Annotated in this window: 1 protein-coding gene; it reads left to right on the forward strand. The window is 47.8% G+C overall.

Annotation, left to right across the window (positions count from 1 at the left end; translation table 11 throughout):
- The first annotated feature begins 127 nt into the window (after positions 1 to 127).
- On the forward strand, positions 128 to 1,321 hold the full coding sequence (locus tag ACFSX3_RS22420; protein ID WP_209994898.1) for a transposase: 1,194 nt from the start codon (positions 128 to 130) through the stop codon (positions 1,319 to 1,321).
- The last annotated feature ends 122 nt before the right edge of the window (positions 1,322 to 1,443 follow it).

Genomic DNA, 1,443 nt, shown 5'->3' on the forward strand with positions numbered 1-1,443 from the left:
TGAGCATTTTGCATTAATCTAAGCCCTTGTTACACAAAGGTTTTTCGAGTATAAAAAAGGACTTCACCCCAACTTGGAGAAGTTTTTTGGTAACGACACCAAAACACTCAAGAGGAGGAAGCCCCCTTTGTATATTCTCCAAGAAAGTCTATTTTCCTTTGAGGAGCTTCAAAAAATCGAATCGAAAGAACGACTGCCTATCTTTTTCAGTGCATTGGACCTGAGACCGTATGCGAGGCAATTGAGAAACCCTTCACCCCGAGGAGCGGATGGGCACTGCCGTCAAGGCATTCTTCGCGCATTACTCGCGGCTCCCTTAGAGAACATCGATACGTTCACCGGCCTAGCGCGTAGACTGGAGTTTGACCTTCGTTTCCGTTACCAATGTGGGCTTCGGCTAGATATCCCCGCCCCTTCAATTTCCACGTTAAGCCGGGTTTTTGCCGAGTTGACCCGCAAAAACCTTACTCAGCAGTTATTTGAGGATCTTGTGGCTCAGTGCCAAGAAGTTGGAATCATCGACGGCACGCATGTCGCCATCGACAGCGCAGCCATTCACGCCTATGAGAAAAAAGAACACAAGCGAAAAAGCGAGCTCACTGGCAATGCCAACTGGGGTGCAAAGTTTGACACCTTCGGCAACAAAGTCAAGTGGTTTGGCTATAAGTTGCACCTGGCTGTCGATGCCAAGAGTGAACTTCCTATGGCGCTCCAGGTGACTCCTGCTCATGTGAACGACGGAGACGAAGGGCCTGCACTCATGACAACTGTCGCTGCAAAATCCAACGTGAAATTCTTCATGCTGGATGCGGGCTACGACCAAATGAAAAACTACGAGGCGGCCCGGAACGTCAAGGCGCAAGCCATTATTCCGCTGAATCCGCGGAATGAAAAGGAACCGCCAGCGGGGATCACCCAAAAAGGCACGCCCTGTTGTTCGATGGGATTCCCCATGACGTATTGGGGACAGGAAAAGGTATATTTGAAATTTCGTTGCCCACATACGACAGGTCAAGTGGATTGTCCTTTAGGCATGGCTGCTTGTTCATCCTCCAATTATGGAATGGTGGTTAAAATCAACAGTCAAACGGATCTTAGGCGCTATGCATTGCCGCATCGGGAAAGCCGAGGCTGGAAGGAACTTTACAATAAACGAACCAGTGTAGAACGCTGCAATTCTCGAATGAAGACCTATTTAACTGCAGACCAACTCCATGTTTGGGGGATTCAGAAAGTCACGACTCACCAATATTTAAATGCGATTGTGTTACTTGCCTCTGCTCTGGCCATCGCGAAGCAACGCGTCCAAAACGCAGCTTAAAAATTCAAATTCATTGAAATTCTGCCCGTCTGTCCATTTATCGCTCCGCTCTCACAACAAGGAGATTCCACTGTGGCCTAACTATGACTTTGAATCAAAATATGAATTATGCAAAATCCTCA

This window comes from Paenibacillus rhizoplanae (assembly GCF_042684125.1).
In the GTDB taxonomy this organism is placed as follows: domain Bacteria; phylum Bacillota; class Bacilli; order Paenibacillales; family Paenibacillaceae; genus Paenibacillus_AQ; species Paenibacillus_AQ rhizoplanae.